This window comes from Planomonospora antibiotica (assembly GCF_014647955.1).
GTDB lineage: Bacteria > Actinomycetota > Actinomycetes > Streptosporangiales > Streptosporangiaceae > Planomonospora > Planomonospora parontospora.
Genome location: NZ_BMQE01000006.1, coordinates 208,262 through 230,339 on the forward strand (window position 1 = coordinate 208,262; position 22,078 = coordinate 230,339).

A 22,078-nucleotide genomic window follows, 5' to 3' on the forward strand; every position below is an offset into this window, starting at 1 on the left:
CTCACTTCTCCGCGAGGGCGACGGCGATCTCGATGAGCTGGTCCTCCTGGCCGCCGACGAGGTTGCGGCGCCCCGCCTCCAGGAGGATCTCGGTGCCGGAGACCCCGTACCTGGCGGCCTGCCGGTCGGCGTGCTTGAGGAAGCTGGAGTAGACGCCGGCGTAGCCCATGGTGAGCGAGAGCCGGTCGAGCAGGCACTCGCCGTCCATGACCGGGCGGACGACGTCCTCCGCGGCGTCGATGATCTTCGGGACGTCGATGCCGGTCCGGATGCCCAGCTTCTCGGCGACGGCGGCGAACGCCTCGACGGGGGTGTTGCCCGCCCCCGCGCCGAAGCGGCGCGTCGAGCCGTCGATCTGGACGGCTCCGGACCGGACGGCGATGACGGAGTTGGCGACGCCGAGCCCGAGGTTCTCGTGGCCGTGGAAGCCGACCTGGGCGTCGGAGCCGAGCTCGGCCACCAGGGCGGCGACCCGGTCGCCGGTCTGCTCCAGGATCAGCGCGCCGGCGGAGTCGACGACGTACACGCACTGGCAGCCGGCGTCGGCCATGATCCTCGCCTGCTTCGCGAGGGCCTCCGGCGGGCGGCTGTGCGCCATCATCAGGAAGCCGACGGTCTCCAGGCCCAGGTCCCGGGCCAGGCCGAAGTGCTGGACGGAGATGTCGGCCTCGGTGCAGTGGGTGGCGATCCGGCAGACGGCGGCGCCGTTCCCGGCGGCCTCCCGGATGTCGTCCAGGACGCCGAGGCCGGGCAGCATCAGGAAGGCGATCCTCGCCCGCCGCGCGGCCCCGACGGCGGCCCCGATCAGCTCCTGCTCGGGGGTGCGGCTGAACCCGTAGTTGAACGACGAGCCGCCGAGGCCGTCGCCGTGGGAGACCTCGATGACCGGCACCCCGGCGGCGTCGAGGGCGCCGACGACGGAGCGGACGTCCGCGACGGTGAACCGGTGCTGCTTGGCGTGCGAGCCGTCGCGCAGCGACGAGTCGGTGACGCGGACGTCGAGGTCGGCGCTGTAGGGCATGGGCGGGTCTCCTTGGCTGGGACGGAGTCGCGCGGGTTCCGGGGCGGCGGGCCCTCGGGGTCGGGCGGATGCGGCGGGAACGGACGGGAGCGGCGGCTCAGGCGGGAGCGGTGGAGGCGGGCGGGAGCGGTGGCTCAGGCGGGGGCCCGCCGGGCGAGGACGCGCCGAGCGAAGCCCTCGCCGACCCGGGTGGCGGCGGCGGTCATGATGTCGAGGTTGCCGGAGTACGGCGGGAGGTAGTCGCCGGCGCCCTCGACCTCCAGGAAGACCGCGACCCGGGCGAGCCCGCCGCCCACCGGCGCGAGCCCGCCGCTCACCGGCGCGAGATCGTCGAACTGGGGTGCGGCGCGCAGCCGGTAGCCGGGCACGTAGGACGCCACGTCGGCGACGACCTCCTTGATCGAGGCGGCGACCGCCTCGCGGTCGGCGTCGGCCGGGATCGCGCAGAACACCGTGTCCCTCATGATCATCGGCGGCTCGGCGGGGTTGAGGATGATGATCGCCTTGCCGCGCGCGGCGCCGCCGATCCGCTCGATGCCGTGGCGGGTGGCGATCGTGAACTCGTCGATGTTCGCCCGCGTCCCCGGACCGGCCGACGGGGAGGCGACGCTGGCGACGATCTCGGCGTAGGCCACCTCGGTCACCCGGGAGACGGCGTGCACGATCGGGATGGTGGCCTGTCCCCCGCAGGTGATCAGGCTGACGTTGGGCGCGTCCAGGTGGGCGCCGAGGTTGACCGCGGGCACGACGGCGGGCCCGAGCGCGGCGGGGGTCAGGTCCACGGCCCGGATGCCGAGCGCCTCGTACCTGGGGGCGTTGTCCCGGTGCACGCGGGCGGAGGTGGCCTCGAAGACGAGGTCGGGCCGCTCCCGCCCGGAGAGCAGCCGGTCGACGCCCTCGGCGGAGGCCTCCAGCCCTTCGTCCGCGGCCCGTTTCAGGCCGGGGCTGGCGGGGTCGATCCCGATCATCCAGCGGGGCTCGATCGACTCGGAGCGGAGCAGCTTGTACATCAGGTCGGTCCCGATGTTCCCCGATCCGACGATCGCGGCGGTCGCCTTGCTCAAGGTCTCACCCTCATTCGAATCGAGCGGTCACGGAGCCGAGCCCGGCGAACTCGGCGCGGAAGACGTCGCCGGGGCGTACGTCCACGGCCCGGGTGCAGGAGCCGGGCAGGACCAGGTGCCCGGCTTCGAGTTTCACCCCGAAGGAGGCGACCTTCCCGGCCAGCCAGGCCACGGCGGTGGTGGGGTTCCCCAGGACGGCCGAGGTGTCGCCGCGCGCGACCTCGGTGCCCCCGCGGTACAGCACCGCCCCGATCCCGGCCGGGTCCAGCTCGCCGGGGCGCACGCGGGCGGCGCCCAGGACGACCCCCGCCGAGGAGGCGTTGTCGGCGACCGTGTCGGCCAGCCCGATCCGCCAGTCCCTGATGCGGCTGTCGATCAGCTCGATGCTCGGCACGATGTACTCGGTGGCGGCGAGCACGTCGGCCTCGGTGCAGCCCTCGCCGGGCAGGCCCGCGCCGAGCACGTAGCCGATCTCGACCTCGACGCGCGGGTGGCAGTACGCCCCCGCCGGGATCGGGGCGTCCTCGGCGAGCACCATGTCGTCGAGCAGGTGGCCGTAGTCGGGTTCGCCGACGCCCATCATCCGCTGCATGACCTCGGACGACAGGCCCACCTTGTGCCCGCGCACCCGGGCCCCGCCGGCGAGCCTGCGGCGGATGTTGAGCAGCTGGATCTCGTAGGCGTCGACGACGTCGATGCCGGGGAAGGAGACGGTCAGCGGCTCGATCGGCGCCCGGTCCCGCTGCGCCGCCCGCAGCAGGGCGGCCGCGGACGCGCGTTCCGCCGGATCCAGCATCGCGGCCTCCTGTCGCCGGGGTTCGCGCCGCTCCCGGACCGGCGGCGCCCCGGGCCGGCCGGGGCGTCCCCGTCCCGGTCCCTCCCGTCCGGGTCAAAGGTCTCAGCGGCGCGCCGTCCGCGCCGGTCTCCTCCCGCTCAGTGGGAGGCTCCGGAGGCACCCCGGCCGGTCAGGCGTCGTAGGTGATCCTGAGCCGCTCGCTGACCGGGAGCGCCTGGCAGGCGAGGATGAGTCCGTCGGCCAGGTCGCGGTCGTCGAGGACCTGGTTGCGCTCCATCGCGACCTCGCCCTCGACGAGCACGCAGGCGCAGGCGCTGCAGGACCCCTCGCGGCAGGAGTACGGCGCGTCCAGCCCCGCGTCGAGGAGCACGTCGAGCAGGCGCGCGCCGCGGGGCCAGGCCACGGTCCGCGTCCGGCCGTCCAGTTCGACCTCGACGTCCGCGGCCTCCGCCGTGCGGGCCGGTCCGGTGGGACCGGCGGACCCGGGAGCGGGCACGGCGGCCGGGGAGGAAGCCTCGGTGAGGCCGGACACGGGGGCGTCGGACACGGGGGCAGCGGGCGCAGGAACATCGGGTGCGAGGGCGCCGGACGCGGGCCGGGCGGTGAACGGGTCGGCGGTCAGTGAGGTGAAGCGCTCGGTGCGCACCCGCTCGGGCGGCACGCCGAGGCCGGTGAGGGCCTCGACCGCGAGGTCCATGAACGGCCCGGGACCGCAGACGAACGCCTCCCGCCCGGCGTACGGCCCCGCCACCGCCGCCAGCCCCGCCGCGGTGGGCAGGCCCTGCACCGACTCCAGCCAGTGCAGTACGGCCAGCCGGTCGGCGTGCTCCCGGGCCAGCGCGGCCAGTTCGTCCCGGAAGATCACCGACTTCTCGTCCCGGTTGGCGTAGACGAGGACGGCCGACCCGGTCCCGGCGTGCAGGCAGGACTTGAGGATCGACATGACCGGCGTGATGCCGCTCCCGGCCGCCAGCAGCAGGAGGTCGCCGTCGAGCGTGCGGGGGGTGAAGGCGCCGGAGGGCCGCAGCACCTCCAGGACGTCGCCCTCGGTGACGTGGTCGCAGATCCAGTTCGACCCATGGCCTCCAGGAACCCGTTTGACGGTCACCTTGAGCTTCTCGTCGCAGGCCGGGGAACTGGACAGCGAGTAGCAGCGGGCCGCGCCCCCCTCACGGCCGCCGGGAATCCGGACCGTGAGGAACTGCCCGGGCCGGTAGCCGAACCGGCCGCGGTCGCCGTCGGCGGGTTCGAGCACCAGTGAGTGCGCGTCCGCGGTCTCGCGGACGACCTCGACGACGCGCACCCTGAGCGGTCCGGGCTGCGCCATGGTCGTCTCCCTCCGAGGTCTCAGCGGGCCCGTCGTGCGGCGTGCCCGGCCGCGACGTACCCGAAGACGATCGAGGGGCCGATCGTGGCGCCGGGACCGGCGTACTCGTTGCCCATCACCGAGGCCGAGACGTTTCCGGTGGCGTACAGGCCCTCGATCACCGACCCGTCCGCGCGCAGCACCCGGCTGTGCTCGTCGCAGACCAGGCCGCCCTTGGTGCCGAGGTCGCCGGCCTCGATGCGGACCGCGTAGTACGGCGGGCGGTCGATCACGTCGAGGTTCGGGTTCTTCAGCGTGGGGTCGCCGTAGTAGCGGTCGTGGGCGCTCTCCCCCCGCCCGAAGTCGGCGTCCCTGCCCTCGCGGGCGAAGCCGTTGAAGCGCTCGACGGTCTCGGCCAGGGTGTCCGGGGGCACGCCGATCCGCCTGGCCAGCTCGGCGATCGTGCCGGCCCGGTGCACCACGCCCGCGTCGTAGAACGCCTGCGGGATCGGCGCGCCGGGCAGGATCTGCGCGAACGGGTAGCGGGCGCGGGCCCTGGCGTCCATCACGAACCACGCCGGGACGTGGCCGCCCGAGAGCTGGTCGTGGACGAAGTTCACGTACGGCGCGGACTCGTTGGCGAACCTCCGCCCGTCCGCCGCGACGATGATCGACCGCGGGATGCAGCGTTCGGAGACCAGCGGGATGGCCGCGCCCGCGGGGTGCCGGACCGCCGGCATCCACCAGGCGTCGTCCATCAGGTCGAGCGCGGCGCCGGCCCGCTCCCCCGCCAGGATGCCGTCGCCGGTGTTCTCCCGGGCGCCCATGCTGAAGTCGGCCCGGCCGCCCTCCGGCAGGTACTTCGCGCGCAGTGCGGGGTTGTGGTCGAAGCCGCCGGTGGCCAGCAGCACGCCGTACCGGCCGCGCAGCCGCAGGGTGCGGCCCTCGCGTTCGACGACGACGCCGGTGACGGCGCCGTGCCCGTCGACGACGAGGTCGGTCATGGACGTCTTCAGCCAGAGCGGGACCCCGGCGTCCTTGAGCGCCATGCGCAGCCGCGCGACGAGCGCGCGCCCGCCGGTCGCCATGTGGCGGCGGCGGACCAGGTTGGAGGCGACCCGCCAGGCGGCCACGAGCGTGGCGCGCCGCCCGCGCCAGGTGCGTCTGGCCATCGCCAGGTCGTGGTAGTCCTTCGCGGTGATCCACAGGCCCAGCGGGCCCTTCAGGCTGTTGGGGCGCTGGTGCCTCTCGTCGGGCCCCAGTCTGCGGGTGTCGAACGGCAGCGCCTCGATGGACCGGCCCAGCGCGCGGCCCCCCTCCAGCTCGGGATGGTAGTCGGCGTACCCCTTGGTCCAGGAGAAGCGCATCCACCTGCTCCGGCAGAGCAGCTCCATCGCGGCCGGGCCGTGGTCGACGTAGGCGTCGAGCCGCGCGGCGGGCACCCGCCCGGCGGTGAGCAGGTCGAGGTAGCGGCGGACGGCCTCGCGGCTCTCGTGCTGCCCGCTGGCGCGCAGTACGGGGTTGCCGGGGATCCAGATGCCGCCACCGGAGATGGCGGTGCTGCCGCCGTACCGCGAGCCCTTCTCGACGATCAGGGGCTCCAGACCCTCGGCGGCGGCGGTGAGCGCGGCCGTCATCCCGCCGCCTCCGCTGCCGACGACGACGAGGTCGAACTCGGCGTCCCACTCCTGTCCGCTCATGCGGCCTCCTCGCGGGTCAGGAAGGCCAGCACGGCGCTCTCCCAGGCCGCCCGCTGCTCGATCATCACCCAGTGCCCGCAGTCCGGGAAGACGTGCAGCTCGGCGCGGGGAATCACCCGCATCGGCACCAACGCCATGTCGAGGGGGCTGACCCGGTCGTCGCGGCCCCAGGTGATCAGCGTCGGGGCCCTGAGCCGGTGCAGCGTCGCCCAGTACGGCGGGGCGTCCGACCGTGCGGCGGCGGCACGGGCGGCGAGCGCGGCGCGGCCGTACATCCGGCGGGAGGCGGCGAGCGTGTCCGGGTCGGTGGCCTGCGCCCAGCGCTCCTCGACCATCTCCTCGGTGACCAGGGCCGGGTCGTAGACCATGGAGTGCAGCCAGCGCACGAGCGTCTCGCGGGTGGGGTGCTCGACGAACTCCGTGAGCAGCCGGATGCCCTCGCCGGGTCCGGGGCTGAACAGGTTCACGCCCAGCCCGCCGATGGTGACCAGGCGGCGCACGCGGGCGGGGTCGGAGATCGCCACCTGGGCGCCCACGATCCCGCCCATGGAGTTGCCGATCATGTCGGCCCGCTCGATCCCGAGCCCGTCGAGGAGGCGCAGCGCCGCGCCGGGCGCGGCGGCCATGGGGTGGGCGCCGGTGGGCTCGCTGACGCCGAAGCCGGGGAACTCCAGCACCAGGCAGCGGAAGCGCCCGGCGAGGGCGGCCAGGTTGCCGCGGTAGTTCCGCCAGCCGGTGACGCCGGGACCGGACCCGTGCAGCAGCAGCAGGGGCGGGCCGTCGCCGGCCTCGTGGTAGCGCAGCACGCCCTCGCCGGTCGCGAGTTCGCGCAGCGTCGACTCATGGCTCAGCCCGTGACCCGGCCCCTGATCCGACCCGTGACCCGGCCCGTGGATCGGCTCATGTCCCGACCCGTGACCCGGCCCGTGGATCGGCTCATGTCCCGGTCCGTGACTCTGCCCGTGGATCGGTCCGTGACTCGGCTCCGTGCTCATCATCCGCCTCGGTCCATCCGCCTCGGTCGCCGGGAACGGCCGGCGGGAGCACCGGCCTCGCAGGAACGTAACCGGGGCCGCCGACCGGTAGCGGCGGCGGTCCCGCTGGCCGGGACCGCCGCCGCGGCCGGGGGCCCGGCACCGCGTCGGCCGGGGCCCCGGAGCCTTCCGCTCAACGGGACCGCCCCGCGCGGGTACGGCGCCGCGCGGCCTACGTTCTTCCGGTACGGCCGCCCGCCGTACCGGGACACGTGAGGTGAGCCATGACAGCCGAGCCCGCGGCGCTCACGGCAGGCGTCGGCGACCCGGCCGGCGCGACCGCCGCCGACGGCGCCGCTCCGCCCACCCCGCTGGAGATGCGGCGCGCGATGGGGGCGTTCGCCACCGGGGTCACCGTGGTCACCGGGGTCGACGGCGGCGAGGCGGTGGGCTTCGCCTGCCAGGCGTTCGCCTCGGTCTCGCTCGAACCGCCGCTCGTGCTGTTCTGCGCCGGCCGCGGCGGCCGCACCTGGCCGAGGATCCGTGACTCCGGGCGGTTCTGCGTGAACGTGCTGGGCGAGGACCAGGTCGATCTGTGCGGCCGGTTCGGCTCCGGCACGGGCCGGAAGTACGACGGGCTCGACTGGGACCTGTCCCGGTGGGGCACCCCGGCCCTGCGCGGTGTGCTGCTGCGGGTGCACGCCGAGGTGTCCGACGTGCACGCCGCCGGCGACCACGACGTGGTGATCGGCCGGGTCCTGGAGGTCGAGGCGGGCACCGGGCAGCGTCCGCTGATCTTCTTCCGGGGGCGGTTCGGCGTCGACGCCCGGGAGCCGCAGGCGCGGGCCGCGGAGGCGGCGGGCGCGCCGGTCCTGTGGGGGTGGGGCGACCGCTGGGGCTGAGCCGGACGGGGCGGCGCCGGTCGGCGGCCGGCGCCGCCCCGCGCCGGGTCAGCCGATGACTCCGCCGTAGAGCCAGACGCCCGATTCATCATCGGGAAAGGGTTCGTACAGCACCTGCTGATCCTTGAAGAGGATCACGCACGCGGTGCCGGCCTTCTCGGTCCCGGCCGACAAGAACGTCAGTCCATCCAGCGGTCCGCCCAGCAAGGTCACCGGTCTCCGTTCCTGCATGGCTTCTCCCTTCGGGTCTCACCCCGCCCTGCCCTGCGAGCCTCCCCGTCCGCCTGGGTTGATCTTCATTTTCGGTTCACCACATCGAGGCATTACCAACGATCACGGGTCGGTGGAGCGCGACCCGGCGCGCGGATCCGCAGGAGAGGACCGGCCGCTTCGACCGGCTCCCTGTCGTCTCCCCGTCCGCCGCGACGTCAGAGCCAGTCGCCGTCCTGGCCGGTGGCCAGGAGCCGGTTCATGGTCTCCGCGGACCACGTCCGGTCCGGGACCACCGCCATCAGCCGGGCCCGCCGAGGGGTCTCCGCGTCCGGGAAGAGCGCCTCCGAGGCCTGCCGTGCGGCGCAGGCCACCAGCGGGGCGACCTTCTCCAGCGGCGTCCGCGCGTCCCCCACCAGGGAGATCGCCGCCACCGGCCCCTCGGGGCCGCGGATCGCCGCGGCCGCGCAGGCGATGTCGGGGAAGCACTCCCCCCGTTCGAACGCCAGCCCCCGGCGCTGCCGTACCCGGTTCAGCTCCTGGTGCAGGATGCCGATCTCGCCGATGGTGCGGCCGGTCAGCCGGCCGATGGCGCCGATCCGGGCGTCGACCTCCTCGGGTTCGAGCCAGGCCAGCATCGCCTTGCCCAGCGCGGTCGAGTGGGCCGGGGCCCGGCCGCCGACCCGGGAGGGGACCGAGGCGGCGAACCGCCCGCCGACCTTGTCGAGGTAGAAGACCTCCGCCCCGTCGAGGACCGCCAGGTGGACCACGAGACCGGTCCTGAGCTGCAGGTCGTGCAGGAGCGGCGCGGCCGCCTCCCGGACCTCGCCGTGGCCGTCGCCGCCGCCGAGCCCGAGAGCGCGCGGCCCCAGGCCGTAACCGAAGGAGGTGTGCTCGATCCAGCCGAGGCGGACCAGCTGGTCGAGGATCCGGTGCGCCGTCGAGCGCGGCAGGTGCGTGCGGCGGGCCACGTCCTCCAGGGTCAGCCGGGTGGAGCGGCCGGTGAACGCGTCCATGATCAGGGTCATCCGCTCGACCATCGACGGCGGCAGGTCGCGCCGGGCGGGCGCCGTCGGCTCCGGCTCGGGGGTGAGAGCGGTCATCGAGCCCTCCGGTCCAAAACTGAAATGAATTCTCATCTCGGAATGTAGCAACGGGACAGCGGGCGTGGAAGATCCATGACCGGCCGGATCTCCTCGGCGTACGCGCTCCGGTGCGCAGGACGCGGCGAGCGGGACTCCGCCCGGCCGCCGCCGCCGCGCGGGGGCACGGTGGCGCTCACCGGTGGCGCTCACCGGCGGGGCTTGCCGGTCCGGGGCTTGTCGGTGAGCTGCTTCTCCGCGACCTGGAGCAGGTCGTCCGCGGTCATCCCGGCCGTCCGCTCCACCCGGCTCAGCGTGTCGGCCGCGTTGCAGACCTCCGCGCTCGCGTGCACCGGGCCGCACGCGGCCAGGATCGCCCAGGCGGCCAGCGGCAGGACGAGGGTGTTGCCCAGGACGCGGAGGACGATGGCGAGAGTGGCGATGAAGGTCATGACGGTGATCCCCTGTGTGCCCCTTGGAGAAGTACGGGCCGTCCGGCCCTCTTCCTCCAGTAGGCCCGCCGGGAGTGGCGGCCGGAGTGCGCGTGGGGTGCGGAACGGTTGCCGCCGCCGGGAAGTCCTCAGTTCCGCCGCCGTGCGGTCGATGACCGCCCTCTCCCGGACGGCCCGTACTTCTCCAAGGGGCACACCGCGGGATCCCGTACGGCCGCCCCGCCGATCGCCCGCGGCCCCGCCGCGGCCGTAGACCCCCCGTCAGCACCCGGTGCGGGCGTGCGGTCCCTGCCAGCCGGGGACGTCGCGCCAGTCGCTGGACACGACGGTCGCCCCCAGGCAGCCCAGCGTCCGGGTCCTGGCCAGCGCCTGGTCGGCGGGCGGGTCCACCGGGTCCAGCGCGGGCGCGACCTCGTGGGCGGAGGTGACCGCGGTGAAGTAGTCGCCGTAGAACGCCCGCCGTTCGGCGGACAGCCCGGCGAAGGAGGCCGCGCCGCCGTCGAAGACGACGAACCAGGGGCGCAGGGACTCCTCGTACCCCTGGCGCGGGTCGGTGGCGCCGTACCCTCCCCTGGGGACCGGGAAGACCTGGGCGTCGGCGGGGTGGTCCCGCAGGTGCCGGGCGTACTCCACCTCGGTGGGCAGGCTGTCGTTCTCCGCGGTGCCCCGGATCACGTAGACCAGGATCCTGCCGCGGTGGTCGGCGGGCCAGGCCCCGGCGCGCGCGGCGTCGTCCGGGGTGGCGTGGCCGCCCATCAGGTCCGCCGGGGTGAGCATCGCGTCGCCGAAGCGCTCCCGCAGGACGGCGTCGAGCTCGTCGGGCCCCCGGCCCCGGTTGTCGTGGAACCCGTCCTTCATCTCCAGTTTGACGACCAGGAGCTCGTGCCCCGGGTTCGCCTCGTGCCAGGCTCTGACGTTGTCCAGGCAGTGCGTGAACTGCTGGTTGCGCGCCGAGTCGCGCAGCTCGCCGGCCGTCGCGCCCCGCTCGCAGTTGTTGTCGCTCCAGAAGGGGTTGGAGTGGCTGACGGTCCACTGGCCGAAGAAGGTCCACAGATCGATCTCGATCATCCGGTTCCCGGCGTCGAGCGCGTCGACCAGGTAGGGGTAGGCCGCCCTCTCGTAGGCGTTGTGCACCCCGCCGAAGGTCAGGTCCGTCAGGGCGGGCTCGTCCGCGCGGGCGGGACCGCCGCAGACGGCCGCGACCATCGAGGCGGTCAGGGCGGCGGTGACGGCGATGCGGGAGGGGAAACGCACGGATGCCTCCGGGAGGGTCGGAAGGCGGTCCCCGCGGCGCCGTCGGACGTGTCAGGCCGATCTTGACCAGGATCCGCGCGCTCCGCAAGACCCGTTCCCGCGGCGCGACGGGCAGGCCGCGTCATGCCGGGCCCGGGTTTCCGGGCCCGGCATGGCTCAGGTCAGGGCCTCCGGATCGGTCAGCTCAGGTCCGAGCATTTCCTCGCGTCCGGGTCCGCGGCCGCCTTCGGGACCCAGCGGACGTTGGCGAACGACGCGGAGAAGGCGCCCTCGGTGTAGACGAGGAAGGGCGTGTTGACGTTCTCCAGGTCGAGGCCCCCCGCCGCGAAGCAGGAGACGGGGATCTTGACCGTCGACTTCGTCCCGACGGGCAGCCCCGCGAAGAGGGAGGTCGCCACGACCTCCGCCATGCACGGGTAGACGCAGTGGGTGCTGATGACGGTCCTGGCGGCCGGCGCCTGGTGCACGACCGTGTCGAAGACCAGCGCGGCGTCGGAGTTGAGGTAGCCGCGCAGGTCGGTGCCGCCCGCCGGGTTCTGCAGGTAGACCTGCGCGGGGCCGGTCCCGGTCCAGGTCGCCTTCAGGCCGTCCTGCTGCACGTTGACGTCGGACTGCACGACGTTGATCTCGGCGTGCGCCGCCTGGCCGTCGGGGCCGATCTCGGTGCCGCCCCAGTTCTCCGCCGAGCCGATGAAGCTCTTGTACGGTGCGACGTCGGTCCGGTTGAAGATCTCCAGGTCCTCGCTCGCCTCACCGCCGCCGCCCGTGGAGCCGCAGCCGAACTCCGGCGCGGTCTCGTCGAGGGCGCCGATGGAGCTCGCCTGGCCGGAGCGCAGGCCGTACCCGAGCGGGAAGAGCGGGTCGTACCCCTCGTCGCCGGCGTTGAGCGGCGTCTGGCAGGCGGTCTTCGGCCAGGAGTACGGCAGCCTGCCGGTGTAGCCCTGGTGATGGCGGCCCCGGACCAGCAGGTCGGCGACGCCGCCGCCCTCGGTGCCCGGCAGCCATGCGACGACGAAGGCGTCGGAGCGGTTGAGCTCCTTGTTGACCCAGAGCGGGCGGCCGGTGACGTAGACGGTGACCACCGGGGCGCCCTTGCCCTTGACCTTGTCGAGCACGGCGAGGTCACCGGGGTAGATCTTGGCGGCCTCCAGCGAGCGCCGCGCGAGGTCGCCGACGCCCTCGGCGTACGGCGTCTCGCCGATCACCGCGACGACCGCGTCGAAGGCCGCGGGGTCGACGCCGTCGGCCGTCTCGCTGAACGTGACGTTCGCCTCGCCCAGCGCCTCCTTCAGGCCGCCGAGGATCGTGGTGCCGTTCGGGAAGTCGGCGTTGGTGTTGCCGGTGCCCTGCCAGGTGAGGCTCCAGCCGCCGGTCTGGTTCTGCAGGCTGTCGGCGCTCTTGCCGACCACGAGGACCTTGGAGTTCCTGGCCAGCGGGAGCACCCTGCCGTTGTTCTTCAGCAGGACCTGCGACTTGCGCACGGCCTCCCGGGCCAGCCGCCGGTCCTCCAGCGCGCCGGCCGAGCCGGCGTAGGCGCGCTTGGAGGGCTTACGGCCGTCGAGCACGCCGGCGCGCAGCTTCACCCGCAGGATGCGGGTGACCGCGTCGTCGATGCGGGCCATCGGGATCTCGCCGCTCTCGACCTGGGCGATCGTGTTGGCGATGAACGCCTTCCAGTCGTTGGGGACCATGACGACGTCGATGCCCGCGTTGATCGCCTGGGGGCAGCTGGCGTTGGTGCACCCGGCGACCTGGCCGATGCCGTTCCAGTCGGAGACGACGACGCCGTCGAAGCCCATCTTCCCCTTGAGGATGTCGCTCAGCGCGCGCTTGCTGCCGTGCAGCTTGCCCTCGTTGACGCCGAGCTCCTCGTTCGTCCAGCTGTTGAACGAGACCATCACGGTCTGGGAGCCGGCCGCGAGCGCGCCGTAGTAGCCCTGGCCGTGCATGTTGATCATCTCGGCCTCGGACGAGGGGTTGACCCCCTGGTCGACGCCCTTGACGGTGCCGCCGTCGCCGATGAAGTGCTTGGCGGTGGCGATGACGCCGCTGGAGCCGATGCGGAGCGGATGGCTGCCCTGCAGGCCCTTGACGGCCTCGTAGCCGTAGGCGCGGACGATCCGGGGGTCCTCGGAGAAGCCCTCGTAGGTGCGGCCCCACCGGTCGTCGCGGACGACGGCGAGCGTGGGGGCGAAGGCCCAGTCCTGGCCGGTGGCGCGGATCTGCCTGGCCGTCGCCGCGCCGATGTCGCGGATGAGGCACGGGTCCTGCGCGGCGCCCAGGCCGACGTTGTGCGGGAAGATCGTCGCACCGTAGACGTTGTTGTTGCCGTGGACGGCGTCGATGCCCCAGATGACGGGGATCTTCGTCCGGGTGGCCACGGAGGCGTCCCAGTAGGCGTCCGCGAGGTCGAGCCAGGCCTTCGGCGCGGCGTGCTTGTCGCGGCCGGGCCAGGAGCCGCCGCCGTTGAGCACCGAGCCGATGGCGTACTGCTTGACCTCCTCCGGGGTGATCGCCGCGATCTCCGGCTGGGTCATCTGGCCGACCTTCTCGGCCAGGGTCATACCGGAGACGATCTTCGCGATCCGCCTCTCGTCCAGCGGGTTCCGCTTGATCCTGCTGTCGATCCTGGGCCAGTCGAAGAGCTTGGGCAGGCTCTTCTCGATGCGGGCGCAACCGCGGAAGTCGAGAGAGGGCTTTCCGATCACCGGCTGTCGGCCGCCCGCGGACTCGGCGCCCGCGCTCGGCATCCCGGTGACTCCGGAGGCCAGGACCGCGAGGCCCGCCAGCACGGCGAGCCTGCTCCTCCTGGCGCCCGGTCGGGCGGAAGGTGTGGTCATCGAGGGTCCGTTCTCGAGGCGCTGCGAAAGGGCGTGGCGGTTCCCCCGTGATCCGCACTGCGCAGATCCTGACGCCGTGAGGCCGGTCCCGTCAATAGTTTCCTGAGAGCGCTCTCTGAAATAGATCCGTGCTCTGTGACCAGATGCGGTGGCCCTGGGAACCGTTCCCAGAACGTTCCGCCCGCCTGGCCGCAGCCTTGGACGGAGAGCCCGTCGCCGAGCCGCGCGCGGCCGCCCCGGCGTTGGAGGCCAGGAAGGGAGCACGGAGGCGGATCCTCCGAAGGCCGGCCACCCGGCTCCCCCGGCCGGGCTTCCGGCGGCCGTTACGCGGCCCGTCGGCCTCAGCAGGAACCGGCCTCAGCAGGAACCGGCCTCAGCAGGAACCGGCCTCAGCAGGAACCGGCCTCAGCAGGAACCGGCCTCAGTAGGAGCCGGCCGCGAGCTCGGCGACGAGGCCCGGCCGCTTCGGGGTCCAGCCGAGCGCCCGGCGGGTCCGGGCCGCGCTCACCGTCTGGCCGAGGGCGAGCGCCTCGGCGAAGGCCGGGTTCAGGGTCCGGGCCGCCTCTTCCACCGGCCAGGCCTCCGCCTCGACACCGCCGAGGCCCGCGGCCCGCGCGGCGGCCCTCGCGACGGCCGCCAGCGGCACCGCCTCCTCCCCCACCCCGTGCAGGACCGTGCCGGGTTCGCCGCTCTCCACCGCGGCGACGAACAGGTCGGCCAGGTCGTCGACGTGGACGGTGGGCCAGGTGGGCTCCCGGCCGTCCGCGGAGACGTAGCGGCCCCGGCCGTGTCCGGCGGCCTCTGCGACCAGCAGGGCGGGGATGCCCGCACCCGCTCCGTACACGATGCCGGGCCGGACCACCACCCCGCCGGAGGCGAGCACTCGCCGCTCGACGGCCGCCCGGAACGCGACGAGCGGGACGGGGTTCAGCGGGCTCTCCTCGTCCGAGGAGCCGGCGCCGAGCACCCAGATGCCGCTGGTGTAGACGACCCTCGCCCCGCCGGCCAGCAGGGCGTCGGCCGCCGCCGTCTCCACCGCCTCGTCCCCCGCCGGGGCGGCGGCGTGCACGACCGCGTCCACGCCGGCGGCGGCCGCGGCGAGGGAGGCGGGATCGGTCACATCGCCGTACCTGACCTCCGCGGCTCCGGGTACGGCCCGGCTCCCACCGTCCTTGCGGCGGACCGCGGCCACCACCTCGTGGCCGTGCTCCACGAGCCGTCCGGCGACCGCCGAGCCGATGTAGCCGGTCGCTCCCAGCACGAGAACCCTCATCTTCTCCACCTCAAAATCTTCGACATCGAAACTTGCGACGACGAAACGTTAAAGCGCCGATCGGGACGATGTCAAACAGTTCGATATCGAAGTTTTCGAGTAGCATGGCCGGATGAACGACGCCGTGGACCGGATCCTCGACCAGTGGGCCGCCGTGCGACCCGGCCTGGACACCTCCGCCATGGGCGTGGTGGGCCGGATCTCACGTGCCTCCCGCCTGCTGGAGCGCGGGGTCAGGGCCTACTTCGACGAGCACGGCCTCGAACCGTGGGAGTTCGACGTGCTGGCGACCCTGTTCCGCGCCGACCGGACCCTCTGCATGGGCGATCTGGCAGGGGCCGCCATGGTGAGCTCCGGAGCGCTGACCAACCGGATCGACCGCCTGGTCGCCAAGGGGCTGGTCACCCGCGCCACCGCCGAGGGCAACCGCCGCCTCGTCCTGGTCACGCTCACCGAGACCGGCCACCGCCTGGTCGGCGGCCTCGTCGACGGCCACGTCGCCAACGAGGACCGCCTGCTCGACGGTCTCACCCCCGCCGAGCGGGACGAACTGGCCGCCCTGCTCCGCAAGCTGCTGGGCTCGCTCGGAGACACCGGTCCCTGACGGCCTGGGGCGGGCGGCCCCGGGGAAGGCGCATCGGCCTCCGCCCGGCCCCGGCTACCCGGCCTGGGACCGGGAGGTCTCGCGCCTGATCCAGCCGAGGTAGTCGGCGGTGCCGGCCGCCAGCGCGACCGCGACGATCTGCGGGACCTCGTAGGAGTGCAGTTCACGGACCCGCCGGGCGAGCTCCTCGAAGCGCTCCGCCGTGGTCTTCATCAGCAGCAGCCATTCTTCGGCTCGCTGGACCTCTCCCGCCCACCAGTAGACGGACTCGATCGGGCCGAGCAGCTGCGCGTCGACGGCCAGCCGCTCCCCCACCGCCGCCGCGCGGATCCGCTCCGCCTCCGCGCGGTCGGCGGCGGTGACGCGCACTTCGAGGCAGTCCGAGGCGTCGTGAGGCATACGAGGTGTCCGATCCGGGAGGGGTGCGCCGACCGGGTCCCACCCTATTTCAGTAGACCGAGATGTGCGGGTGGTCGTAGTGGTTGGCGGTGACGCCGCCGCGGTCCGACATGGTCCGCCAGGTGCCGGTGCGCACGTGCCAGATGCGCTGGCGGAAGATGACGTACATGATGCCGAGCCGCCGGGCGTTCCCGACCGCCCAGGCGGCGATCTCGTTGCCCCGCCGGGTCTCGGCCGCCGTCGGCATGGCGCCTCCGCTGCTGAGCATGAAGTCGCAGGCCCGCCCCAGCGGATGCTCCCCGCCGTCGGCGATGCCCCCGTCGACCCGGTAGCAGCCGATCCCGAACCGGGAGCCGAAGCGCTGCGCGATCAGCTGCCGGACCAGCCGCATCCGGGGGGTGATGTGGTCCGGCCCGGACGGCAGCTGGGGGACCCAGGTGCCGTCGGCCCGGCGGATCCCGGGGGTCGGATAGAGCAGGTCGATCTTGTCCTTGATCTGCTCGATCAACTCCTCCGCCCGCTTCTTGTCGTCGTCGAGCTCCTTGAGCGCGTCACGGAGCTCGGCGGCGCGCTCCCGCGCCGACTCGCGGGCCCGCAGGTGGGCGTCGCGCACCTCGGTGAAACTCCGCAACCTGGCGTCCTGGTCGGCGACGACCTGCCTGGTAAGGGCCAGGCGGTCCAGCAGGGCGGTGGCGTCGGCCTCGCCCACCAGCGCCGCCACCGACGTCAGGCCACCGGCGCGGTACCGCTCGGCGGCCAGCAGGCGGATCTCCTGCGCGGCCAGGTCGAAGTTCCGCTGCGCGCGCTCCAGGTTGCCGCGGGCCGTCCTCTCCACGCGCTCGACCTTCTGCAGCTGGACGCGTCCCTCGTAGTACTCGGCGATCAGGGTCTCCGACCGCTTCTGCAGCTGGGCCAGTTCCTTGCGGAGCTGCTTGGCGCCCGGCTTGGGCGCGGCGTGGCCCGCCGAGGTCGCGCCCAGGCACAGGGCCACCGCGACGAGCGAGGCGAGCAGGGCCCGGAGCGCATCGCGGTACCGCTCCCCGCGGAGTGCCGCCGCCACGCTCCCCCTCTCGCCGAAGATGTGAGGCGCCGGCTGCCGGGATGCCGAGTTGGGGCGCTCTTCGTCCGATGGACGATATTAGGGGATGATTCATCCGCCTGACCTGCCGGACCGAAATCCCGTTCTCCTGGCACGATCCGATCCGATCCGATCCGGCCCGGGGCCGGGGCCGGGGCGTCAGGCCGCGGACTTCGAGGGGGCCACCTGGAGCATGTCGTCGATCGCACGGGCGGGGGCGGGCTGGGAGAACAGGTAGCCCTGGGCCAGCGGGCAGCCCATCTGCTGCAGCACCGCGGCCTGCTCGCGGGATTCGACGCCCTCGACGACGGTGGACAGGCCCAGGCTGGCCGAGAGCTCCACGATGGCCTTGGTGAAAGCACGGGCCTGGTGGGGGTCGGTGTCGGTGAGCGGGGCGGTGAACGAGCGGTCGATCTTGAGGATGTCCACCGGCAGGGTGCGCAGGTAGGCCAGCGAGGAGTAACCGGTGCCGAAGTCGTCCAGCGCGATGCGTACCCCATGGGCGCGCAGCTCCGCGAGGAGCTCGACGATGCGGCGGGTCTCGGCGGCGGTGGTGGCCAGCAGCATGCTCTCGGTGACCTCCAGGGTCAGCGCGTTCTCCGGCAGCGCATAGCGGGCCAGGACGTCCAGCACCGTGTCCCGGAACGCGCGCTCGCGCAGCTGCCGCCCGGAGACGTTGACCGTCACGGCGATGCCGTACCGCTCGTGCCACCGCTTGGCGTCGGCGCAGGCCTGGTTCAGGACCCACCGGCCGATCTCGACGATCAGCCCGGTGTCCTCGGCGACGGGGATGAACACGTCCGGCGGGATGGGCCGGCCGCCGGCCGGGGTCCAGCGCAGCAGGGCCTCCACCGCGTAGATCGTGCCGGAGGTCAGGTCCACGACGGGCTGGTAGGCCAGGGTGAACTCCTCCCGGGCCAGCGCCTGGCGCAGCCCGACGGCGATCTCCGCGTGGTGCAGGCGCCGGGCGCGCAGCTCGCTGTCGAAGACGACGATCTGGTTCTTGCCCGCGGCCTTGGCCGCGTACAGGGCCAGGTCGGCGTCGCGCAGGGCGTCGGACGCGGTGGCGACGGCGGTGCCGGTGAGAACGCCGATGCTGGTGGTCAGGTACAGCTCGCGGCCGTCGAGCAGGTAGGGGGCCCGCACGGTCTCCAGCATCCGCTGGGCCACGGCCATGGCCTCGCCGGGCTCGGCGCGGGGCAGGAGGATGGCGAACTCGTCGCCGCCGAGCCGGGCCAGGATGCGCTCGCCGGCGACCAGTTCGCGGAGCCGCTGGGCGACGACGGTGAGCACCTCGTCGCCCACCGGGTGGCCGTAGGTGTCGTTGACGTCCTTGAAGGCGTCCAGGTCCAGCAGGAGCAGCGCCGGATGGGGGGCGTCGGGGGCGGCGGCGTGCGAGGTGATGACGGTGTGCAGGGCCTCACCCAGCAGGGTGCGGTTACCGAGTCCGGTCAGCGGGTCGTGTGAGGCGCGGTGGGACAGGCTGCGCTGCAGGACGTCCTGCCGGTGCAGGGCGACGCGCAGGTCCGCCGCCTGGGCCACGCTCACGCACACGACGGTGCTCAGCCGCAGCACCAGCAGCACGGCCAGCAGCACGGTCAGCAGCGTGACCGAGCTGCCGCCGTGGGCGCCCGCGGCCGGGCCGGCGCCCGTGACCATCGGGACCACGACGGAGACCAGCGGGCTGACCAGCGTCAGCGCCAGCGCCAGCGCCAGGACCGCGGCCAGCCGCGCCCGGGTGAAGGGGGCGGGCTCCTGCGTCCGGTTCGCGGCGGCCATGCTGGGGTGCAGCATGGCCGCGCCGGTCAGGACCGCCCAGCCCAGCCAGCAGGCCGTGGAGACGGCGCCGTACACCTCGTTCGAGGTCTGGTTCAGCAGGTAGACGACGTCGGAGAAGAACATGGCGGCGTAGGACGCGCCCAGCAGGCTCAGCCCGGGCACGCGGCCGCTGTCCAGGGCCAGGCGGATCACGAGCCCGAGGATGAACAGGTCGACGACCGGCAGCGCCAGCGCGAAGACCAGGTCGGTGTCGATGTGCACGGCCCGGTCGGCGACCGGGCCGATGAGCAGCGTCCAGAGCGGCATGGCCACGCCGACGGTGATGGTGCCGGCGTCCAGCAGCGCCGCCCAGCGCGGACCGGAGGCCCGCAGGCTCAGCATGACCAGGGCGACCAGCGCCAGGCCGTAGGCGGCGAGCGTGCCGGCCTGGTACACGCCCAGCAGGAGGGGGCTCCTCAGCCAGACCCAGCCGACGCCCCAGCCGAGGGCGCTCGCCAGCAGCGTGATCAGGAGACCGGCGCCTATCAGCCGCCACGGCCGCGAGCCGGTCAGCCCGTTCCGGCGCATCCCGGCCAGGACGGCCAGCGCGGAGGCTCCCGGCAGCAGCACCCAGGACAGCGTCTCCACGACCGGTGACGCACCCGCCGCGAACGGGACGGTCACGGCCGCCAGGCCTCCCAGCACGAGGAATACCAGCCAGGCGCGCGGGTGGCCGGCAAGGCGGGAGCCCGTACGGGCTGCCGCGAAGAGGCTCTGCATCATGATCTCTCTGGTGGCCTGCCGGGTGCTCCCGCCCGCGCGCCCGGACGGCACGGCGGGGAGGGAGGTCGGCAGCGGTTACGGGGCGGGTGCGGGCCTGCGGGCGGCGCGGGCCTGCCGGTTCTCCTTCTGTGAGGTCGGATACGCCCCTATCGGTGCGCGGTCACCGGAGCTGACCGGAAGCAGGTGACGATCGGGTAAAGGCGCGGCCCTCCCGGCGCCCCGCCCTCCCGGAACCGTCTCCAGGCCCAGCCCAGCAGACCCAGCCCAGCGGGCCCAGTCCCGCAGGCTCAGTCCCGCAGGCTCAGTCCCGCAGACTCAGCGCGAGCCTGCGGGCGAGCCCGGTGTTCCGGCGGTGCCCGAGCCGGTTGACCGCCGTCTCCAAGGCCTCGCGCTGGCCGACGAGGACCACCCATGACCGGGCCCGGGTGACCAGGGTGTAGAGCAGCCTGCGGCGCAGCATGACGCCGCCGGCCTCGGCGACGATCGGCGCGACCACGAAGGGGTATTCGCTGCCCTGGGAGCGGTGCACGCTGACGGCGTACGCGTGGGTCAGCTCGTCGAGCTCGCCGAAGCCGTACTGCACGCTCTCCCCCTCGTCCGTGCGGACCTCCAGGAGCCTGTCCTGCCGGACGATCCCGGTCACCGTCCCGGTGGTCCCGTTGAAGACCCCCTTGTCGTAGTTGTTGCGGACGGACATGACGCGGTCGCCGGTCCGGAAGACCGAGGCGCCCGACCAGTGCTCCTCCTTCCCCTCCCCGGCGGGGTTGAGCCGCTCCTGGACCATCCGGCCGATCTCGGCGGTCCCGGTCGCGCCCCGGCGCATCGGGCACAGCACCTGGACCTGGTCGGGCCCCACGTTCTGCTTGCGCGGGATCGCCACCGTCGCCAGGTGGACCACCCGCTCGGCGACCCGGCCGGGATCGTCGACCTCCTCGAACCAGAACCCCCTCCGGCCGGGGAGGTCGGGCACCCGGCCGGCCCGGATGCGGTGGGCGACCTGGATGATCCCGCTCTCCTCCGCCTGCCGGAAGACGTGCGTCAGCCTGGTCCGCGGGACGGCCTCGACGCGCAGCAGGTCGGCCAGCACGTTGCCGGGCGCGATGCTCGGCAGCTGGTCGGCGTCGCCGACGATCAGCAGGTGGCTGCCCGAGGGGACGGCCGCGGCCAGGCGGGTGGCCAGGTGCAGGTCCAGCATGGAGGCCTCGTCGACCACGACCAGGTCGGCCTGGGAGGGAGTCTCGGTGAACAGCGTGCCGGGCTCCGGATCCGGTCGGCGGGCCAGCATGCGGTGCACGGTCATGGCGGGCAGCCCGGTCAGCTCCGACAGCCGCTTGGCGGCCCTGCCCGTCGGGGCGGTCAGGGTGACCGTGCCGCCGGCCGCCCGCACCGCGGCGGCGACGGCCTTCACCGTGTGGCTCTTGCCGCACCCCGGGCCGCCGGTGAGGACGGACACGGTGCTGGTCAGGGCCATGGCCACGGCCGCCCGCTGGTCCTCGTGGAGCCCCGGGTCCTCCGGCCACGCGCGCGCGGGCAGCGCCGAGGGGGCCCGGCAGAGCCTGGTCAGGTGGGCCGTCAGGCCCACCTCGCGGCCGTGCACGTGCTTGGCGTAGACCACGGTCTGGTCGGGGTCGTCGGCAGACGCCTCGACGACCACCCGGCGCTCGGCCCGCAGCGCGTCGACCGCCCGGCGGACCGGCTCCCGGTCCTGGTCGACCAGTTCGGCCGCCCTGCCGACCAGGACGTTCAGCGGCAGGTAGCAGTGTCCGTCGCGGGCGCCGGCGGTCTCCAGCGTGTCCAGGACCGCCGCGCCGATCCGCTCCGGGCTGTCCTCCGGGACGCCGGACCTCAGCGCGATCCGGTCGGCCGTGCCGAACGCGATCCCCCGGACCTGGCCGATGAGGCGGTACGGGTCGGAGGCGAGGATCTCGCCGGAGTCCGCGCCGTACACCTGGTAGATCTTCGCCGCGAGCATCGGGCTGACCCCGAACCCCTGCAGGACCGCCATCAGCGCGGCGATCTCCTTCTGCTCCTCCCACGCCCGGGTGATCTGCTCCTGCCGGGCGGGCCCGATGTTGACGACCTCCCTGAGCCGCTCCGGCTCGGCGTCGATGACCTCCAGCGTCGCCTCTCCGAAGTGGCTGACGATGGCGTGGGCGAGCCTCGGGCCGATGCCGCGGATCAGGCCCGAGCCGAGGTAGATCCGGATCGCCCGGACGGTGGCCGGGGCCACCCGCTCGCACCCGTCCGCCGCGAAGTGCCTGCCGTGGCGCGGGTGCTCGCCCCAGGAGCCGACGAGCCGGAGCGCCTCGCCGGGCTGGATCCCGGCCAGGGCCCGGCCGGAGGCGATGAAGTCCGGCACGCCTTCGGCGCTCATCCGCGCGACGGTGTGGCCGTCCTCGCGGACGTACACCAGGTGCTCGACGGAAACGTCCACAGCAGGATCCAACCGGATCCGACCGACAGAAACCTCCAGGCGGGGCCTGTACGGCATCGTGCTCCGCCGCGACCGGGACGGGACCGACCAGCCGGAGGAGCCCCCCCTCGCGCGGCTGACGGGCGCGTGCCCCCGGAGCCGGTGGTTA

19 protein-coding genes are annotated in these 22,078 nt (G+C 73.8%); 3 read left to right on the plus strand and 16 right to left on the minus strand.

Annotated elements, in window-relative coordinates; translation table 11 throughout:
• Position 1: 1 nt before the first annotated feature.
• From dmpG to IEZ06_RS08250, 6 genes are all read right to left on the minus strand, one after another.
• Complete coding sequence (gene dmpG / locus IEZ06_RS08225) at positions 2 to 1,021, minus strand: 4-hydroxy-2-oxovalerate aldolase (RefSeq protein WP_189236042.1); 1,020 nt, start codon at positions 1,019 to 1,021, stop codon at positions 2 to 4.
• A gap of 134 nt (positions 1,022 to 1,155) precedes the next feature.
• A complete protein-coding gene (locus tag IEZ06_RS08230) occupies positions 1,156 to 2,085 on the minus strand; it encodes an acetaldehyde dehydrogenase (acetylating) (RefSeq protein ID WP_189236043.1) in 930 nt (309 codons plus the stop codon).
• 10 nt (positions 2,086 to 2,095) lie between these two features.
• Positions 2,096 to 2,881 carry a 2-keto-4-pentenoate hydratase gene (locus tag IEZ06_RS08235; RefSeq protein ID WP_189236044.1) on the minus strand — a complete coding sequence of 262 codons (786 nt, stop codon included), beginning with the start codon at positions 2,879 to 2,881 and terminating at the stop codon, positions 2,096 to 2,098.
• A gap of 169 nt (positions 2,882 to 3,050) precedes the next feature.
• A complete protein-coding gene (locus IEZ06_RS08240) occupies positions 3,051 to 4,208 on the minus strand; it encodes a ferredoxin--NADP reductase (protein ID WP_189236045.1) in 1,158 nt (385 codons plus the stop codon).
• A 20-nt stretch (positions 4,209 to 4,228) separates the two neighbouring features.
• A complete protein-coding gene (locus IEZ06_RS08245; protein WP_189236046.1) occupies positions 4,229 to 5,887 on the minus strand; it encodes an FAD-binding protein in 1,659 nt (552 codons plus the stop codon).
• Positions 5,884 to 6,693, minus strand: a complete 810-nt coding sequence (locus IEZ06_RS08250) for an alpha/beta fold hydrolase (RefSeq protein ID WP_229797881.1) — start codon at positions 6,691 to 6,693, stop codon at positions 5,884 to 5,886. The genes IEZ06_RS08245 and IEZ06_RS08250 overlap by 4 nt, the downstream gene beginning before the upstream one ends.
• Positions 6,694 to 7,145: 452 nt before the next feature.
• Here IEZ06_RS08250 and IEZ06_RS08255 point away from each other — a divergent pair, with 452 nt between their 5' ends.
• Positions 7,146 to 7,763 carry a flavin reductase family protein gene (locus IEZ06_RS08255; protein ID WP_203871908.1) on the plus strand — a complete coding sequence of 206 codons (618 nt, stop codon included), beginning with the start codon at positions 7,146 to 7,148 and terminating at the stop codon, positions 7,761 to 7,763.
• Between the two features lie 48 nt (positions 7,764 to 7,811).
• On the opposite strand, the gene IEZ06_RS08260 is transcribed toward IEZ06_RS08255, so the two are convergent.
• The 6 genes from IEZ06_RS08260 to IEZ06_RS08285 form a co-directional block, all read right to left on the minus strand.
• Complete coding sequence (locus IEZ06_RS08260) at positions 7,812 to 7,976, minus strand: hypothetical protein (RefSeq protein WP_189236047.1); 165 nt, start codon at positions 7,974 to 7,976, stop codon at positions 7,812 to 7,814.
• A gap of 215 nt (positions 7,977 to 8,191) precedes the next feature.
• Positions 8,192 to 9,076, minus strand: a complete 885-nt coding sequence (locus IEZ06_RS08265; protein WP_203871909.1) for an IclR family transcriptional regulator — start codon at positions 9,074 to 9,076, stop codon at positions 8,192 to 8,194.
• A gap of 188 nt (positions 9,077 to 9,264) precedes the next feature.
• Positions 9,265 to 9,507: a hypothetical protein gene (locus IEZ06_RS08270; RefSeq protein ID WP_189236048.1), complete on the minus strand. Its 243-nt coding sequence runs from the start codon at positions 9,505 to 9,507 to the stop codon at positions 9,265 to 9,267.
• A 261-nt stretch (positions 9,508 to 9,768) separates the two neighbouring features.
• Complete coding sequence (locus IEZ06_RS08275) at positions 9,769 to 10,761, minus strand: Ca2+-dependent phosphoinositide-specific phospholipase C (protein WP_229797882.1); 993 nt, start codon at positions 10,759 to 10,761, stop codon at positions 9,769 to 9,771.
• A 179-nt stretch (positions 10,762 to 10,940) separates the two neighbouring features.
• Positions 10,941 to 13,601, minus strand: coding sequence for a glycoside hydrolase family 3 protein (locus IEZ06_RS08280; protein WP_189236049.1), 2,661 nt, complete (start codon positions 13,599 to 13,601; stop codon positions 10,941 to 10,943).
• A 421-nt stretch (positions 13,602 to 14,022) separates the two neighbouring features.
• The gene (locus IEZ06_RS08285; protein ID WP_189236050.1) at positions 14,023 to 14,874 is read right to left on the minus strand and encodes an NAD-dependent epimerase/dehydratase family protein; all 852 of its coding nucleotides are present in this window, start codon (positions 14,872 to 14,874) and stop codon (positions 14,023 to 14,025) included.
• A 112-nt stretch (positions 14,875 to 14,986) separates the two neighbouring features.
• Here IEZ06_RS08285 and IEZ06_RS08290 point away from each other — a divergent pair, with 112 nt between their 5' ends.
• The gene (locus IEZ06_RS08290; protein WP_189236051.1) at positions 14,987 to 15,478 is read left to right on the plus strand and encodes a MarR family winged helix-turn-helix transcriptional regulator; all 492 of its coding nucleotides are present in this window, start codon (positions 14,987 to 14,989) and stop codon (positions 15,476 to 15,478) included.
• A 54-nt stretch (positions 15,479 to 15,532) separates the two neighbouring features.
• Here IEZ06_RS08290 and cutA read toward each other — a convergent pair whose 3' ends face one another.
• The 3 genes from cutA to IEZ06_RS08305 all read right to left on the minus strand — a co-directional run bounded on the left by cutA (position 15,533) and on the right by IEZ06_RS08305 (position 19,496).
• A complete protein-coding gene (gene cutA / locus IEZ06_RS08295) occupies positions 15,533 to 15,877 on the minus strand; it encodes a divalent-cation tolerance protein CutA (protein ID WP_189236052.1) in 345 nt (114 codons plus the stop codon).
• Positions 15,878 to 15,926: 49 nt separating this feature from the next.
• Positions 15,927 to 16,937 carry a coiled-coil domain-containing protein gene (locus tag IEZ06_RS08300; RefSeq protein WP_189236053.1) on the minus strand — a complete coding sequence of 337 codons (1,011 nt, stop codon included), beginning with the start codon at positions 16,935 to 16,937 and terminating at the stop codon, positions 15,927 to 15,929.
• Between the two features lie 177 nt (positions 16,938 to 17,114).
• Positions 17,115 to 19,496 (minus strand): putative bifunctional diguanylate cyclase/phosphodiesterase, encoded by a 2,382-nt coding sequence (locus tag IEZ06_RS08305; protein WP_189236054.1) that lies wholly within the window; start codon positions 19,494 to 19,496, stop codon positions 17,115 to 17,117.
• Here IEZ06_RS08305 and IEZ06_RS08310 point away from each other — a divergent pair.
• A complete protein-coding gene (locus tag IEZ06_RS08310) occupies positions 19,495 to 19,683 on the plus strand; it encodes a hypothetical protein (protein ID WP_189236055.1) in 189 nt (62 codons plus the stop codon). The genes IEZ06_RS08305 and IEZ06_RS08310 overlap by 2 nt on opposite strands.
• A 114-nt stretch (positions 19,684 to 19,797) precedes the next feature.
• Here the strand turns inward: IEZ06_RS08310 and recD2 are convergent, their stop codons facing one another.
• Complete coding sequence (gene recD2, locus IEZ06_RS08315; protein ID WP_229797883.1) at positions 19,798 to 21,930, minus strand: SF1B family DNA helicase RecD2; 2,133 nt, start codon at positions 21,928 to 21,930, stop codon at positions 19,798 to 19,800.
• Positions 21,931 to 22,078: the final 148 nt, after the last annotated feature.